At 70.2% G+C, this 14,750-nt stretch carries 11 protein-coding genes; 5 read left to right on the forward strand and 6 right to left on the reverse strand.

Annotated features, from left to right (window positions below):
* Positions 1-60: 60 nt before the first annotated feature.
* The 5 genes from MEBOL_RS27970 to MEBOL_RS27990 all read right to left on the reverse strand — a co-directional run bounded on the left by MEBOL_RS27970 (position 61) and on the right by MEBOL_RS27990 (position 8,046).
* Positions 61-1,710, reverse strand: coding sequence for a sensor histidine kinase (locus MEBOL_RS27970; RefSeq protein ID WP_095980313.1), 1,650 nt, complete (start codon positions 1,708-1,710; stop codon positions 61-63).
* A complete protein-coding gene (locus MEBOL_RS27975) occupies positions 1,707-3,086 on the reverse strand; it encodes a periplasmic substrate-binding domain-containing protein (protein ID WP_095980314.1) in 1,380 nt (459 codons plus the stop codon). Before MEBOL_RS27975 ends, MEBOL_RS27970 begins: the two co-directional genes overlap by 4 nt.
* Positions 3,083-4,420, reverse strand: coding sequence for a hypothetical protein (locus MEBOL_RS27980; RefSeq protein WP_095980315.1), 1,338 nt, complete (start codon positions 4,418-4,420; stop codon positions 3,083-3,085). Before MEBOL_RS27980 ends, MEBOL_RS27975 begins: the two co-directional genes overlap by 4 nt.
* Positions 4,417-6,987: a penicillin-binding protein 1A gene (locus MEBOL_RS27985; RefSeq protein ID WP_179956311.1), complete on the reverse strand. Its 2,571-nt coding sequence runs from the start codon at positions 6,985-6,987 to the stop codon at positions 4,417-4,419. Before MEBOL_RS27985 ends, MEBOL_RS27980 begins: the two co-directional genes overlap by 4 nt.
* A 63-nt stretch (positions 6,988-7,050) precedes the next feature.
* Complete coding sequence (locus MEBOL_RS27990; protein WP_095980316.1) at positions 7,051-8,046, reverse strand: tetratricopeptide repeat protein; 996 nt, start codon at positions 8,044-8,046, stop codon at positions 7,051-7,053.
* Between the two features lie 213 nt (positions 8,047-8,259).
* Between MEBOL_RS27990 and MEBOL_RS27995 the strand changes: the two genes are divergently transcribed.
* Positions 8,260-9,030: an exodeoxyribonuclease III gene (locus MEBOL_RS27995; protein WP_095980317.1), complete on the forward strand. Its 771-nt coding sequence runs from the start codon at positions 8,260-8,262 to the stop codon at positions 9,028-9,030.
* A gap of 38 nt (positions 9,031-9,068) precedes the next feature.
* On the opposite strand, the gene MEBOL_RS28000 is transcribed toward MEBOL_RS27995, so the two are convergent.
* Positions 9,069-10,436, reverse strand: coding sequence for a DUF2252 domain-containing protein (locus MEBOL_RS28000; protein ID WP_157775545.1), 1,368 nt, complete (start codon positions 10,434-10,436; stop codon positions 9,069-9,071).
* Positions 10,437-10,517: 81 nt separating this feature from the next.
* Here MEBOL_RS28000 and MEBOL_RS28005 point away from each other — a divergent pair, with 81 nt between their 5' ends.
* The 4 genes from MEBOL_RS28005 to MEBOL_RS28020 are packed head-to-tail and all read left to right on the forward strand — an operon-like array spanning position 10,518 to position 14,628.
* Positions 10,518-11,489 (forward strand): acyl-CoA dehydrogenase family protein, encoded by a 972-nt coding sequence (locus MEBOL_RS28005; RefSeq protein ID WP_095980319.1) that lies wholly within the window; start codon positions 10,518-10,520, stop codon positions 11,487-11,489.
* Between the two features lie 28 nt (positions 11,490-11,517).
* Complete coding sequence (locus MEBOL_RS28010; protein ID WP_095983051.1) at positions 11,518-13,161, forward strand: GMC oxidoreductase; 1,644 nt, start codon at positions 11,518-11,520, stop codon at positions 13,159-13,161.
* A 58-nt stretch (positions 13,162-13,219) separates the two neighbouring features.
* Positions 13,220-14,158: a glycerophosphodiester phosphodiesterase gene (locus MEBOL_RS28015; protein ID WP_095980320.1), complete on the forward strand. Its 939-nt coding sequence runs from the start codon at positions 13,220-13,222 to the stop codon at positions 14,156-14,158.
* Entirely contained in the window at positions 14,149-14,628 is a 480-nt protein-coding gene (locus MEBOL_RS28020) for a hypothetical protein (protein ID WP_095980321.1), read from the forward strand. The genes MEBOL_RS28015 and MEBOL_RS28020 overlap by 10 nt, the downstream gene beginning before the upstream one ends.
* The last annotated feature ends 122 nt before the right edge of the window (positions 14,629-14,750 follow it).

Consider the following 14,750-nt stretch of genomic DNA (forward strand, 5'->3'; position numbering starts at 1 on the left):
AGCCCGCAGTCGCACTGGTTGCTGAGCCATACGAAGTTATGCCGCGATGGTCAGGAGAGCTCAATGCGCGCGGGGCAGTGACAGCGTGAAGCACGCGCCCTGGCCCGGTTCGCTGCCGACGTCCAGCTTGCCTCCATGCTCCTGGAGGATGCGCGCCGCGATGGCCAGTCCCAGGCCCGTGCCGCCTTCCTTCGTCGTGAAGTAGGGCTCGAAGATGCGGGCGCGGTGCTCGGGCGGAATCCCCGGGCCGCTGTCCTGGACCTCCACCTGGGCCTCCCGCTCCGTGCCTCGCACGCGCACGTGCACGGTGCCGCCTCCCTGGGCCATCGCCTCCTCGGCGTTCTTCACCAGGTTCACCAGCACCTGCGTCAACTGGTCCCGGTCCGCCTTCGCCACCACGCCCGCCTGCACGTCCGAGCGCACCTCAATTCCCTCGGGCGGCGTCGCGTAGAGCGACAGCACGCTCTTCGCCAACTCCCCCAGGTCCACCGGCTCCAACTGTGGCTTGGGCAGGCGCGCGAACTGGCTGAACTCGTCCACGATTCTCCGCAGCCGGTCCACCTCTTCCAGGATGACTCCCGCGCTCTGCTTGAAAATGGCGGGGAAGCGCGCGTCCCCCGCGTCCTGCACCGCCACCAGTGTCTCGATCGACATGCGGATGGGCGTCAGCGGGTTCTTGATTTCATGCGCCAGCCGCCTCGCCACTTCCTGCCACGCCGCCACGCGCTCGCTCGCCACCAGCCGCTCCGTCGTCGAGCGCAGCTCCGTCGTCATCCGGTTGAACGTCTTCACGAGCTCGCCCACCTCGCCCGTGGTGTCCACCCGCACCTGCTCGTCCATCTCCCCCTGGCCCACGCGCCGCACGCCCTCCGTCAGGGCCTCCACCGGCTGGGTGATGCGGCGGGCCATCAGCAGCCCGAGCAGCACCGCGAATCCCAGTCCCAGTCCCGCGAGCAGCAGGAAGGAGCGCAGCACTCCGAGCGTCGCCTCGCGCTCGGCCGCGCGGCTGAACACGAGCCGCACCGTGACGCCCTCGCCCAGTGGCAGCACCCTCGCCACCGTGGGCGCCAGCACCGCCCCCGCCCTCGCCACTTCCGTCTTGCCGGAGAGGATCGCCACCTCGGCCTGGGTCAGCCTCGCCAGGTGCGCCGCGAGTCCTTGATCCAGCAACACGCCTCCCACCACCCACAGCCGCGAGTCTCCGTAGTCCACCGGTCGCGCCGTCACGAGCGCGGGCACCTCGCGCAGTCCCTGGTTGTCGCGCACCGACACCTTCACTGGCACGGGTTGGGGGGACTTCTCCTTCGTCACCGCGAAGAGCACCGGATCCGGATCTCCCCGGCGCGCGGGCAGGTGCCCCGAGGACAGCGTCGTCCCCTTGCGATCGAAGAGCGCCAGCACCGTGAGGCCCCGGCTCTTCATCAACGGCCTCGCCGTGTCCGCGCGGATGGCTCGGGAGGGAGACTCGCGGGACTCGCGCGCCAGATCCTCCAGGGCGGGGCTCTCCACCAACTCCTCCACCGCCCGGCGCGCCGTGGCCGCGGTGCGATCAATCGCTTCCTGCCCCGAGGCGGTGGCGCTCTCCATGCGGGCGTCCAGTCCGCGCGAGAGCGTGGCGCGCAGCCGCGTCAGGGTGAAGGGCACCATCACCGCCAGCGGCACCAGCGCGAGCAGGGCGAAGGCGAGGGCGAGCCTCGTCCTCAGTCTCATCTCCGGGCCCCCGAGCCGCCCACCGCTCCGGGTTGCAGCCACACGCCGTCCAGCCGCGGCAATCCCTGGGCATCGAAGCTCAGTCCACCGACCTCTGGCGCCGCGCGCAGCGCCAGTCCCTGGGCGTAGAGCGGCAGCAGCGGCAGGGTCGGGCCGAGCGCCAGGGCCCGTTCGCGCACGCGTGCATCCCTCGCCGTGGGCTCCGGGAGAGCACCGATGCGGGGCAGCTCCACGCCGAGCAGATCCTTGCGTCCCGCTGCGTCCAGCACCACCGCCAGGGCGGGTCCCGGCACCGGGGGTAGGAGCAGCGAGTGGAGCATCACTTCATAGTCCCCGCTCGCCCAGCGCGCGCGCAGTCCGGCGCGGGGCAGGGGCGTCAGGGCCACGGTGTAGCCCAGGTCGTGCAGCTTCACCTGGATGCGCTCGGCTACCGCGTGCTGGTCCTCGTTCTCCGTGTCGTAGAGGAGCGTCACCTTGCGGCCCGCCCGTGACTCGGGTGGCGGCGGAGGGCGAGGACTCGGCGCCTGGGGCATGAGCTCGGGCGGCAACAGGTGCGGCATGGGGACGGCGGGCCCTCGAACGAAGAGGCGCGTCAGGTCTTCCCGGTCGAGGGCGCGTTCCACCGCCTGGCGGAAGTCCGCGGGCACCTTCCGGGGTGACCAGGCCAGGTAGGTGGCGTAGAGCGCCGCGCCGGTGCCGCTGCCTGGATCCGGAGCCACGCCGAGCGCCACCTGGGTTCCTTGCGTGGACCACAGCCGCGACAGGCCCCGCTCATCGGTGGGTTGGAGCCGCAGGCGGTCCACGTAGGGCCGCCCGGGTGGCCAGGCGAGCCGCGCGTCCACGGTATGGGTCCCCGAGGGAGAGAAAGGTCCGAGCGCGGCGGGCGCCGAGCGGGGGGGCGCGAGGGCGGGGTGGCACAGGGCGCGTTCGAGGTCCGGCCACGGGAAGGCGAGCGTCAGCTCCAGGGTGTCCCCGGAGGCGGAGAGTTGCCGGCCTTCACCCATCAAGGGAAAGAGCAGGGCGCGGTAGGGCGAGGGCGCTTCGGAGCCGGTGAGCCGGGCCCAGGCGCGCACGAGGGCCTGGGCTTGCGCGGGCGCGGGCAGGCTCCAGCGCACCACCTGGGGCGAGGGTCGTGAAGGCCCGTGGGCGAGCGCGGGCCCGGCATGCCCCTGGGGCATCCCCTGGCAGAGGGGTTGCGACACGAGTCCGTGCAGGGTGGCTTCCAGGGGCGAATCGGCGAGGGACGGTTCGGGGAGTTCCGTGGGGCCGGAGTGGGCGACGCGCAGCTCACCGCCATAGGGAATCCGTCCAGCGGCCTGGGCTCCGAGGGCCGTGAGCATCACGAGGCTGGCGAGGAGGGAGGGGCGAAGCGTCATGGCGCACCCTGGCGCAGGAGGAAGAGTTCGCCGGTGCCGTCGGGCTTCGTGAGGCCCACCACCACCGCCCGGTAGGGACTGTTGTCCAGCCGGGCCGTGACCACTTGCAGCGCGCGGCCCGGAGGCAGGGCTCCCTGCCACAAGGGCTCCTGGGTGGTGGAGGCACTTTCTCCCGTCTTGAAGACGCGGAGCATGTCCGGGGAGGGCTGGAGCTCGGGTGAGGTGGTGATCAGTTCTGGCGACCCATCCCCGTCCAGGTCTCCGAGCGCGCTGCCCGCGCCGAGGCCGGACAGGGCGATGGGCGCCGCCGAGGGCCGGGGGTAGAAGGCGCCCATTCCGTCTGGCTGGACGAGGAGGACGCGCGAGAGGGCGGCGCTGAAGGTGGTGAAGCGGGCGGGCGTGCCCGCGAGCCGCTGCTCTCCGGGGCCGAGCCGCACCTCGGGCGCGAAGGCCGTCTGTCCCGGGACGAAGGCACCGCGCGCCTCCGCGTCCAAGGGCACGGCCTCCATGCGGGTTGCGAAGCGCAGGGCGCCATTCTCCAGCACGAGCACCTCGCCATGCGCGAAGCGGGTGGAGAACGCGGCGATGCGGGGCGGTCCGGCGAGGACGGCCACCGCGCCGAAGGGCTCCCGGGTGGGGGTGGTGTTCGGCGGGAGCACGTCCAGGGAGCGCTCGGCGAGCAGGTGCCCGTTCGCGGCGAAGACATGCACGGCGTGCTCGGTGAGCACCACCACCTCATCCAGACCATCCCCCGTGAGATCTCCCGTGGCGAGCGCGGCGGGCGGCGTGGGCAGGTGCGTGAGCGGGGCGCCCACCAGCCGCAAGGGCCTCGGCTCGGCGGAGGACGGAGGCAAGGGTGGGGGCGGCGGGGTCACCGCGGCGAGCGCGAGGCTCGCGGCATCCGCCTCCACGCTCCGGGCGAGCGCGGCGGCGGGGGCGGGGGGGCGCGTGGGCGTGCGGCCGGACCAGAAGTTGACCCAGGTCCCCACGACATCTCCCCGCGCATTCACCTTTCCGGCGTCCACCCCGAGCGTGAGCCGCACCAAGGCGCGCGCGCCTTTCTCCCGGGCGAGTGCTTCGGAGGCCTCGGCCGACGGGGCTTCCAGCACGACGGGGGCGAGTCCGGCGGACGCCAGACGCGAGGCGAGCAGGGTCTCGAAGGCCCGCCGCAGCTCGGGGGCGCTCCCGGAGAGGAACAGGGCGACGGGGGCCTCGGGTCGGGCCGCCCTCACGTCCGTGGCCACGGCGTCGGCGAGCCGCTCGAGCGCGGTGTCGGGAGCGGCCGGGGCGGAGAGCGCGAGGAGGAGCAGCGAGGCGGCGAGGGCGCGGCTCACAGCCCCCGGCTTCCTTCCTGGAGGAAGAAGTCGCTCTCGCTGACATGGCCGGGAGGCGGCGCCTCGGCGGTGGGCTGGGTGCCCTCGAGGAAGGCCTCGAGCCGGCCGGGGACGGAGTTGCCCGCGAGCAGGCCGGTGGCGGGATCGATGCGCACCTGCACCACGCCCGGGGGCATGTCGAAGTCGCGCGCGGGCAGGCCCTGGTGGGCGGCGCGCATGAACTCCAGCCACACGGGCAGGGGGGCCCGGCCGCCCGTCTCGGAGCTGCCCAGGGGCGAGTGGTCATCGAAACCCACCCAGGCGCTGGCGACCCAGTCCGCCGTGTAGCCGGAGAACCACGTGTCGCGGCTCTCGTTGGCGGTGCCCGTCTTGCCGGCGGCGGGGCGGTTGAGGGTGGTCACCGCGCGGGCCGTGCCCTCCTCCACCACGCTGCGCATGAGCGACGTGGTGAGATACGCCACCGCCGGGGGCAGGGTCTCCTCGAAGGCGGGCTGGTGCTCCTCCACCACCTTGCCGCTCGTGTCCGTCACCTTGAGCAGCATCAGGGGCTCGGCGTAGCGGCCGTTGGCCTGGAGCGTGGCGTAGGCGTTGGCGGCCTCCAGGATGCTCACCTCGCCCGTGCCCAGCGCCAGCGTGAGGTTCTCCGGCAGGGGCGAGCGGATGCCCGCGCGGCGCGCGAAGTCGATGGCGGTGGCGGGGGTGATGGCCTCGATGAGGCGCACGGACACCGTGTTCTTGGACTTGGTGAGCGCGGTGCGCATCGTCATGGGGCCCTCGAAGGAGCGATCGAAGTTCTGCGGCTTCCACGTCTTGCCGGTGTAGGGGTCGCGGATGGCCTCGGGGGCGTCATTCACCGTGCTGATGGGGGTGAAGCGCCCGCTGCCGAGCGCGGCCCCATAGATGAAGGGCTTGAAGGACGAGCCGGGCTGGCGCCGGGCCTGGGTGGCGCGGTTGTAGGGCGAGCGCTCGAAGTCATAGCCGCCCACGAGCGCCACGACATGGCGGTCCTTCGGGTCGATGACGACGAGGCCTCCCTGCACGAGCGGCACCTGATCCAACGTGGCGTCGAGCAACGCGGGGGCGGGCATCACGTGCTGGATGCGCACGCGCACCAGGTCGCCCACCTTCATCACGTCCGACATCTTCGTGGGCGCGCCCTTGCCCTTGAGGCGGGCCCAGGTGACGGAGGCGAAGGGAATCTCCGCCGTGCGGCTCACCAGGTCCACGCGCGCCTTCTTCCCGGCGTCATCCACCTGGGTGACGTAGCCCGTCACGCGCAGGTCGTCCTTGAGCGGCGCGAGCACCACCTCGTGCGCGAGCTTCTCGTCGGGTGACAGCGTGGCGTCCTCCTCCTGCTCGGCCACGGGGGTCTCCACGGGGGCGCCCTCGTCCTTCTTGGGCGGCTCCTCGTTGACCGCGAGCGAGGCGAGATCCGCCACGGAGCTGCCTTCCTTCTGCCGCCGGCCGGCCTCCTCGATCTGCCGGGCGATCAGCGGCTTGAGCCGTTCGAAGCGCGCGGGCTCCATCGTGCCCACGGGCCCCCGGTACCCCTGGCGCCGGTCCACCGCCTCCAGTCCCTTGCGCACCGAATCATCCGCCAGGGCCTGGAGCTTGGGATCCATGGCGATGTCCACGCGCAGACCGCCGGTGAGCACGGCCTCCTCGCCATAGCGGGCCACGAGCGTGCGGCGAATCTCCTCGGCGTAGTAGGCGCCCGGCTCTGCGGGCGGCCGGGGGGCGAGCACGATGGGCTTCTCCAGCTCCTTGTCCACCTCCGCCTTGGGCGCGAAGCCCTGGCCCGCCATCTGCCCCAGCACGTAGCGCTGGCGCTGCTTGGCCTTGACGATGTTCTTCTCCGGGTTGATGCGGTTGGGCGACTGCACCGTGCCCGCCAGCACCGCCGCCTCGCCCAGGCTCAGGTCCGCCGCGTGCTTGCCGAAGTAGTAGAGCGCCGCCTCCTCGATGCCGCTGCGCCCCTGCCCGTAATAGACCTGATTGATGTAGAGGCTGAGGATCTCATCCTTGGTGAGCGCCTGCTCCACGCGCGGGGTGAGGATCCACTCGCGAATCTTGCGGTTCAGGCTGCGCTCGGGCGTGAGCAGCATGTTCTTCACCACCTGCTGCGTGAGCGTGGACGCGCCCGACTTGCGGCTGCCCGGGATGAGGTTCTTCACGCCCGCGCGCACGATGCCGAAGAAGTCCAGGCCCTCGTGCTTGTAGAAGTCGGCGTCCTCGGCGGCGAGGAAGGCGTTGCGGACATGGGGCGGCAGATCCTCCATCCGCACCACGGTGCGCCGTCCCTGGGGCATGAAGTACTCGGCGCACACCGAGCCGTCCGCGCACCGCACCTTGGTCACCTGGGAGAGCTGGTAGGTGCGCAGGGCCTCCACCGAGGGCAGATCCTTGCTGAAATGGAAGTAGGCGCCCACGCAGCCGAGCACGACCAGCACGACTCCCACGGCGGCCACGAGGAGGAGCCGCTTCGTCCAGCGCCACAGCCGGCTTCCCGTACCGGGACGGGGCGCGGGCGCCGAGGGAATCGAGGAGGGGGAAGAGGGAGTCGTCATGGTGCGAGGGGTGTGGCGAGGAGGAGCCGACGTTAGACCGCCGGAGCGGGATCCGGAATGGGCCTAACGGGCGGCGTCGAGCGGCGCCTCGGCACCCAGGAGCGCCTGGACGTCGGCGGAGGCGTGGAGTTGGCGGGCGAGCCGTGCCTTGTTGAGGCGGGCCCGGGCGTTTTTCGGGGACAGGCGCGTGGCGGTGTCGAAGGCCATGGTGGCCTCCTCGTAGCGCCCCAGGCGCTCGTAGGCGAGCCCCAGGTTGTTGTGGATGAAGCCCTCATGGGGCAGCAGGTAGGCGGCCTGGGCGAGCGCTTCCGCCGCCGACTCGTTCTTCCCCGAGAGCAACAAGGCCAGGCCCAGGTTGTTGAGGGCATACCCGTGGTACGGGTCCAGGTGGACCGCCTGCTTGAAGCGGATGATGGCCTCGGTGAGCTCCCCGGCGGCGAGGTGTCCCCGGCCGAGCACCTGGTACACCTCGGGGTATTCGGGGTCGAGCAGGAGCGCGGCCTCGGCGGCCCGCAGGGAGCCCTCGGTGTCACCCACCTCCAGGAGGATGCGGGCCTTTTGCACCAGGGGCTCGGCGCCATCCGGGAAGAGGTTCGCGAGCTCCGTGTAGGCATCCGCGGCGAGCCACTTCTGGCCGCTCTGGAGCGCCAGGGGGATGAGGTGATCGAGCGCCGTCTCGCGCGCGTCCAGATCCTCGCCCGCGTCGTGCACGGCGCGCCGGGCCTCGGTGAGGGCACCTGAGAGGTCACCTTCCGCGCGCAGGGCGCGGGCACGGCCCAGGTGGTCCACCGGCGACAGATGCGGCTCGTGGGTGAGCGAGAGGGCATCCGAGGGCTCGGCGGGCGCCAGGTCCTCGGCGAGCGAGAACGCGTCCCGCGCCGGGGCGGGAAGCCCATCCTCCTGGAGGGCGAGCCTGGGGGCCTCCTCGGCGTTGGGAACCGGGGTGCTGAGGCGGTGGGAAGAGGGCTCCGGCCGGGCCTGGCTTCGTCGCAGCGAACCCGCCTCACAGGCGACGAGGCAGAGCGTCATGATGCTGGCGAACAGAACGGACGTCCTCATGGGGTGTGGCTCCTTGTCGGGAACCCTTCATTGCGATGGCCGTGCCAGCACGGCTCCTCCTCTAGAACAGTCGGGTGCGTGCGGATGGGAGAGGACGCCCGCCCGCTTCCGGGCCCCTGGGAGTGTGGCGTGGGAGCCACACCGCGAAACGCGGCTGCTCTTGTGGGGAAAAATCCTGGCGGGGCCCACAGGTGACGTGCGACGTTGGGCGGGATGAAGATCGCCGCCTGGAACGTGAACTCGGTCCGCGCCCGCCTGGACAGGCTCGTGGACTGGTTGAAGAGCGCTCAACCCGACGTGGTGTGCCTGCAGGAACTCAAGTGCGTGGATGCCGATTTTCCCCGGGAGGCCATCCTGGCGGCGGGCTACCACGCCGCGGTGCATGGGCAGAAGACGTACAACGGCGTGGCCATCCTGGCGAAGACGGAGCCCACCGACGTGGTCGTGGGCTTGTCGGACGGGGTGGATGACACGCACGCGCGGGTGATTTCCGCGACGGTGGACGGAGTTCGGGTGATCAGCGTGTACGCGCCCAACGGGCAGGAGGTGGAGTCGGACGCGTACAAGTACAAGCTGGAGTTCTATGCCCGACTGCGGCGCTACCTGGACGCGCGGCACAAGCCGGGCGAGCCGCTGGCGCTCTGCGGAGACTGGAACGTGGCGCCCGAGCCCATCGACGTCTGGGACGTCGCCGTCTGGGAAGGGCAGACGCTCTTCACCTTGAAGGAGCGGGCGGCCTGGAAGACCCTGTGCGACTTCGGGCTGACGGACACGTTCCGCGCCATGCACCCGGACGTGAAGAAGTTCAGTTGGTGGGACTACCGGATGCTGCAGTTCCAGAAGAACCAGGGCGTGCGCATCGATCACGTGCTGACGTCGGCGCCGCTCACCCAACGGTTGGTGGCGGCGGACGTGGATCGCGAGGCGCGCAAGGGCAAGCAGCCGTCGGACCACGCGCCGGTGTGGGCCGAATTCAAGGCCTGACGGCTTCGAAGACCTCCGCGTCGGGCAGGACGAGGACTTCAAAAACGCGAGCGGAAGCTGTCGTAGTCGAGCTTCACCTGCTGGGCGTAGTCGGTGGCGATGGCGCGCACCCGGGCCCGGAAGCCCGCGTGATCCTTGTCCGTGCGCGCGTGGATCTCACTGTCGAGCGAGCCCGGGAAGACCGTCGGGTTCCAGTCCTTGTCGGCACGGGCGTGATGGGTGGCGAGCACCTGTCCCCATTGCTCGGCCAGGTTCGTGAAGCGCGTCAGCGTGGTGAGGTCCTCCCTGGGAAAGGAGTCCTTCCAGGGGGACAGCTCGCGCACGCTGTAGGGCAGACCTTCCGCCAGCGTCACCCAGCCCAGGTGATCATCCACGCGGTAGCCGAGCGCCTTGTGCGCCGTCACGACGCGGGCGGCCATGTCGCCGCCGCAGGTGGCGTTCGTCTGGGCCACCTGCTCGGCGCCGACGTAGGGCCATGCACTCGGTGCGCGCTGGGCCTTCCACTCGAGGATGCGATCATCCTCCTGGGACGAGGAGGCGCCCTCGATGAGCACGTAGTACCGGGTCGCCCCGGTCGAGCCCAGGCCCGCGCCCAGCCGCTGCATCACGCCCTTCACCGTGAAATAGCCGGACGGCCACGAGGCCCCGCCGCTGAGCGTGGCCCGATAGGCACTCATCCGCGCGCGGATGTCCGCGTTCACCGACTCCGGCACGGGGGCGGCCTCCGAGGACGCGAAGCTGAACTGGCGGACGCCCTGGAGTTTGACCGTCCACTTGTCGAGCAGCTTCACGCGGTTGTTGTCCGCGCTCACGTCATCGAGGAAGTCATTGAGCAGGCCGTAGGTGTTGCTCGCGCGGAACTTCCTCGAGGTTTCTCCGCTGTTGCCGGCGTAGCCGTCCATCGTGTCGAGGTAGGCCTCGGAGAAGGCGTCCAGGAGGACCTCCTGGTCGGCGGTGCCGAACGAGCCCTGCTCGCGCGCCGCGAGCAGCAGACTGGTGGCCATGCGCCACACATCGAGCTGGTAGTCGCCGATCACCGCTTCGTCGAAGTCATTGAGTCCGAAGACGATGTCTCCCTCGTCGTCATCGAACGCGCCGGTGTTGTCGACGTGCATGTCGCCGCCGAGCCAGGTGCGCGTGGAGCGGGTGCCTCCGTAGGAGGCCAGCAACGGTGAGGCGCCGAGATCCTTCCAGTACAGGTGGTTGCTGCCCCGGAAGAAGGCGAAGGCCGACTCCTTCATCCGCGTGTACTTCTCGGAGCGGAGGGCGGGGGGGATGGACGCATTGAACGCGGTGAGTTCATCCACCACGAGCGAAGTCCGGCTCTGGGCGGCGTCGGCGCTGGGCGCGGCGAGTGAGAACAGCAGGCCCGTCAGGGCCATCCCTGGGATGCGGAACGAAATCATGGTCCCGTGGAGGGTAGGAATGTCATGTGGCGGATGGGTGACGCCTGGGTGGCGCTTTGGCATCGGGTAGAGTCGCCCGCCATGGACGAGCTCCTGCGCTTCCTGCTCACGCAATCTCCTCAACCGGCCGTGCTCGACTCCGTCGAGGACTGGTGGAAGCAACACCTGGCGCTGGCCGTGCGCTTTTCCTCGCCGGTGGACGTGGCGTTCGCCGGCGGGTTCGCCGCGGATCGGATGGCCTATGCGTTCGCCTCGGGCTACCACTCGGCGTTGAGGGCCCTGTTGCCGAGCCTGCCGCGAGAGCACCGCTACGCCCTGTGCGCCACCGAGGCCGAGGGAGGCCATCCCTCCGCGATGAACACGCGGCTCACGGGTCCGAGTGGCGGTCCCTGGCGCCTGGATGGGACGAAGACCTTCGTCACCCTGGGCCGAGCGGCGGATGAGCTGCTGGTGGTGGCCACCGAGGGGCAGGACGAGCGGGGCCGCAACCGGCTGCGGCTGGTGCGGCTGGATTCACGACGCGCGGGCGTCACGCTGCGGGATTTGCCGCCACCGCCCTTCGTTCCGGAGCTGCCCCACGCCGAACTGCACATGGATGCCGTGGCGGTGGAGCCTGGCGAGGTCCTTTCCGGAGACGGCTACGAGCGCTTCGTCAAACCGTTCCGCACGGTGGAGGACTGCCACGTGTTCGCGGCGGTGCTGGGCTGGTTGCTCCAGGTGGCGAGGCGTTCTCCCTGGCCGGACGACGCGCGGGAGGGGTTGCTCGCCCTGGGAGTGATGCTGCGAGGGCTCGCCCAGGCGGATGCGGCGGCACCGGAGACGCACCTGGCCCTGGGCGGGGCGATCGAGCTGGTGCGTGGCCGCATCGAGGCCCTGGCGCCGCTCTGGGCGAGCACGGACGCCCCGACGCGCGAGCGGTGGGTGCGGGATCGGTTGCTGCTCCAGATCGCGGGCAAGGTCCGGGCGAAGCGCCGGGAGACCGCCCGTGAAAAACTGTCCACCCTTCGGGGCGGAACGAAGGAAAGCGCCATGAGGTCGGACCCGATACGCTGAGAGGAGCCCTTCATTGGCGGAGGTCTCCGTGGATTTCGATTGCGACTGGCTCATCATCGGCTCGGGTTTTGGCGGAAGCGTGAGCGCCCTGCGCTTGACGGAGAAGGGCTACCGGGTGGTGTTGCTGGAGAAGGGCCGGCGGCTGGAGGGCAAGGACTTTCCCAAGACGAACTGGGGCCTGAAGAAGTGGCTGTGGATGCCGTGGCTCGGCTGGCGGGGCTTCTTCAAGATGACCCTCTTCCGCCACATCACGGTGCTCTCGGGCGTGGGGGTAGGGGGCGGCTCGCTGGTGTACGCCAACACGTTGCCCCAGCCCACGGATGACTTCTTCCAGGCGCCCTCCTGGACGGCGCTGGCGGACTGGAAGAAGGAACTGGCGCCACACTACGACACCGCGCGCCGGATGCTCGGGGCCACGGTGAATCCGCTGCGGACGCTGCCGGACGACATCATCCAGCAGGTGGGCAAGGAGCTGGGCCGCGAGAACTTCCAGCCCTCCACGGTCGCCGTCTATTTCGGCCAGCCCGGCGTGACGGTGCCGGACCCGTACTTCCAGGGCGAGGGCCCCGAGCGCACCGGGTGCAATGCCTGCGGCGGCTGCATGACGGGCTGCCGGTTCAACGCGAAGAACTCGCTCGACAAGAACTACCTCTACCTGGCCGAGAAGCGTGGCCTCTCGCTGCACGCGGACACCGAGGTCACCTGGGTACGGCCCCTTCCCGAGGGGGGTTATGAGGTGGCAGCGCTCGAGGGCACGTCTCGCGTCTCGCGCCGTGAGCGCCGCTTCACCGCGCGCCAGGTCGTCTTCGCGGGAGGCGTGTTGGGCTCGGTGGAGCTGCTGCTCAAGCTCAAGGCCTCCCCGGAAGGATTACCCCGTCTCTCGGAGCGGCTGGGCGATGGCGTGCGCACCAACTCCGAGGCGCTGATTGGCGTCGTGGCGGGCAAGGGCCTTCGTGACAAGGACTTGTCCAAGGGGATCGCCATCGGCTCCATCCTCCACACCGATGCGCACTCCCATCTGGAGCCGGTGCGCTACGCGGATGGCTCGAACTTCTTCCGGATGCTGATGGCCCCGCATGTGAGCGGCGCCACGGTCTTTTCCCGATTGGCGCGCGTCCTGGGCCTCTTCGTGCGCCACCCCCTCAAGTTCCTGCGCCCCTGGTTCAAGCGGGACTTCGCCCGGCAGTCGATGATCCTCCTTTATATGCGCACGCTGGATGGACACCTGCGCATGCGGCGGGGAAGGAGCGTGCTCACCGGAGGGCGCCTGGGCTTGATGACGGGGCTCCAGGAAGGGCCCGCGCCCACCGCGCACATGCCCGAGGCCACGGACCTGGCTCGGCGTGTGGCCCGGAAGCTCGATGGCCTGCCCATGACCCTGGCTTCCGAGACGGTGCTGGGCATCCCCACCACGGCGCACATCCTGGGCGGCTGCTGCATGGGGAACTCGCCCGAGACCGGCGTCATCGACACCCAACACCGCCTCTTTGGCTATCCGGGGCTCTACGTCGTCGACGGTTCCGCCATCTCCGCCAATCCTGGCGTCAATCCCTCGCTCACCATCACCGCGCTCGCCGAGCGCGCCATGTCCTTCATTCCCGCCAGGAAGCAGGTGTCGGCGGGCGAGGAGATGACGCGGGCCGCCATGGGAGGGACGCCCTCCCGCCTCTGAGTTTCACCCGAAGCGAGGGGTGTCCGCCGAGGGCCCGTGCTACGAATCGCGGCACCCCATGACACTCCTTCCGTGGACACGAAGAGCGGGCCTTCTCGCGTGTGTGTTGCTGGCCTCGGGTTGTGGCTTCCTGGATGCGCCGGGCACGCCGCGCCTCGTGGCGCACCGCTCGGGTTCGGGCAACTACCCGGAGAACTCCCGTTCGGCCATCGCCGCCGCCCTGCGCGCGGGCTACCCCACCATCGAGGTGGATGTGGTGCTCACGCGCGACCGCATCCCCATCCTCTCGCACGATCCCTGGATCGATCCGGTGCTGTGCTCCTACGCGCAAGGGCCGGATGAAGCCGAGCCGCGCCGCTTGCCCCTGGACTCGCGCATGCCCATCCGGGACTTCACGCTGGAGGAGTTGCAGCGCGACTTCCGGTGTGGAGGACTGGGAGACCCCGCGAATCCCGACGCGGTGCGCGTGGCGGACACGTACCTCACCTTCGACGAGCTGCTCGAGCGGGTGAAGGGCCATCCAGACTCGGTCCTCCACCTCGATATCAAGGAGAACCCGGCGTACACGGAGGGCCCGGATGTCTTCGCGGACGAGATCCTGGGCCGGTGGAACGCGGCGGCGCTGCCCAACCGCTTCTACATCACCTCCACGCGGGGGGACTTGCTCAAGACCTTCAAGGCCCGCCAGCCGATGGAAGCGCTCCTCATCTGGCCGGAGTTCGACAAGGACCGCAACTCCACGCTGACGGCCGTCGGCAACGAATTGCGGCGCAAGGTGGGGGTTCAGGAACTCATCCAGCTCGCGCGTGACGCGGGGGCGGATGGCATCGCCGTGGCCTACCAGGTGGCGGACCGCGCCGCGTTGGAGTCCGTGCGGGACGCGGGGCTGAGGACCGCCATCTGGACACCCAACACCGAGTCCCAGCTGTCCGTGTTCTGCCGCTGGCCCCTGGACTACCTCATCACCGATTACGTGGAGCGTGCGCCGTGCCGTTGACCCTTTCGCTGGTGGCCGCGAGCCTGACCCTGGCCGCGCCCGTGCGTTTCGATCGGGTGGATCTGCTGAGTGAGGATGGCGGCACCTTCCTCCACTACGACATGCCGCTGGCCGGGGCCTACGCGCCGATGGTGGCCCTGCGTTTCCTGGAGCAGGTGAAGGTGGTGTTCTCCCTGCCGGTGGGGTTGTACGCCGGGGCGTCCATCTCCTCGCAATCCCTGTCCTACGAGGGAATGTTGTGGCGTTCCCAGGAGGGGAGGGGCCTCGTATGGACGGGGAGCCTGCACACGCGGCTGCTCATGCCCTATGGCGCCCACGTGGGAGTGGCCTGGCGGGCCGGTCCGCTGCGCGTGGGAGCGGGAGCGAGCCTGTCGACCCAGGCCACCTGGGCGCGTCCGGAATGGAGCCAGTGGCGGGTGCTGCCCACACTGGCCGTGGGCATCGGGTCCAACGTGGCACCCGGCATGTAGCGATCACGGCCTCCAGCGGCGGGAGTGGAAAATCGGAAGTCACGGTGTTGACGGCTTTGAGCTGAAGGAGCCTAAATCCGTGCTTCCCCCTTTTTCCCACTCGCTGTCCTCCGTCCCTGGAG

The organism is Melittangium boletus DSM 14713 (assembly GCF_002305855.1).
In the GTDB taxonomy this organism is placed as follows: domain Bacteria; phylum Myxococcota; class Myxococcia; order Myxococcales; family Myxococcaceae; genus Cystobacter; species Cystobacter boletus.

Excerpts from the sequence above, each read along its gene's own strand:
- MEBOL_RS27995 (WP_095980317.1), top strand. The coding sequence starts at position 8,260 with ATGAAGATCGCCGCCTGGAACGTGAACTCGGTCCGCGCCCGCCTGGAC.
- MEBOL_RS28015 (WP_095980320.1), top strand. The coding sequence starts at position 13,220 with ATGACACTCCTTCCGTGGACACGAAGAGCGGGCCTTCTCGCGTGTGTG.
- MEBOL_RS27970 (WP_095980313.1), bottom strand. The coding sequence starts at position 1,710 with ATGAGACTGAGGACGAGGCTCGCCCTCGCCTTCGCCCTGCTCGCGCTG.
- MEBOL_RS27990 (WP_095980316.1), bottom strand. The coding sequence starts at position 8,046 with ATGAGGACGTCCGTTCTGTTCGCCAGCATCATGACGCTCTGCCTCGTC.
- MEBOL_RS28000 (WP_157775545.1), bottom strand. The coding sequence starts at position 10,436 with ATGATTTCGTTCCGCATCCCAGGGATGGCCCTGACGGGCCTGCTGTTC.
- MEBOL_RS27975 (WP_095980314.1), bottom strand. The coding sequence starts at position 3,086 with ATGACGCTTCGCCCCTCCCTCCTCGCCAGCCTCGTGATGCTCACGGCC.
- MEBOL_RS28005 (WP_095980319.1), top strand. The coding sequence starts at position 10,518 with ATGGACGAGCTCCTGCGCTTCCTGCTCACGCAATCTCCTCAACCGGCC.
- MEBOL_RS27985 (WP_179956311.1), bottom strand. The coding sequence starts at position 6,987 with ATGACGACTCCCTCTTCCCCCTCCTCGATTCCCTCGGCGCCCGCGCCC.